The organism is Maribellus luteus, from assembly GCF_003576475.1.
Lineage (GTDB): Bacteria > Bacteroidota > Bacteroidia > Bacteroidales > Prolixibacteraceae > Draconibacterium > Draconibacterium luteum.
Genome location: NZ_QWGR01000132.1, coordinates 1 through 632, shown reverse-complemented (window position 1 = coordinate 632; position 632 = coordinate 1). Strand labels below are relative to the sequence as shown.

The following is a 632-nucleotide window of genomic DNA, read 5'->3' as shown; positions in this document are numbered from 1 at the left end:
CCTCGCTGCCGGCCAGGCCGACCAGGGCCAGCATCTCGGAGACACGCGCCTGCATGCGCGCACGGTTGCCGTTGCTGGTGTCCAGCCCGTAACCGACGTTCTGCGCGACCGTCAGGGTGGGAAACAGCGCGTACGACTGGAAGACGATGCCGTAGTCACGCTCGCGCGGCGGCAGGTTGGAAATATCGCGGCCACCGGCGACGATCTGGCCGCCGTCGTGCGCCTCCAGCCCGGCAATGATGCGCAGCAGGGTCGTCTTGCCGCAGCCCGAGGGGCCCAGCAGGCAGACGAACTCGCCCTGCGCAACATCCAGCGACACACCGTCGAGTGCCGTGAACGCGCCAAAGCGGCGCGAGACGTGTCGCACGGAGAGGAACGGCGCGGCGGAACCCGAGGTCGGGCTGGTGACAGGCTGAGATAGGGGCACGGGGGCGCGGACAGTGGCAAAAACGGTCGCCACTGTAGCCAGCCGACATGTACCCCTTGTGGCAGTTACCCCAAAAACGCCAATGCGCGCATTTCCGGATTTTGGTTCGGCTTATGACGACACGGGCCGGACTTCGCTCAGGAAGGCGGCAATCAAGCGCGCATCGCGCCGATCCTGCAGGCAATACAGGTATTCGCTCAACTCC

Annotated in this window: 1 protein-coding gene; it reads right to left on the bottom strand. The window is 66.0% G+C overall.

Annotation, left to right across the window (positions count from 1 at the left end):
- Positions 1-460, bottom strand: a 460-nt coding sequence (locus tag D1614_RS28260; RefSeq protein WP_119440505.1) for an ATP-binding cassette domain-containing protein, incomplete at its 3' end; no start/stop codon positions are given.
- Between the last annotated feature and the right edge of the window lie 172 nt (positions 461-632).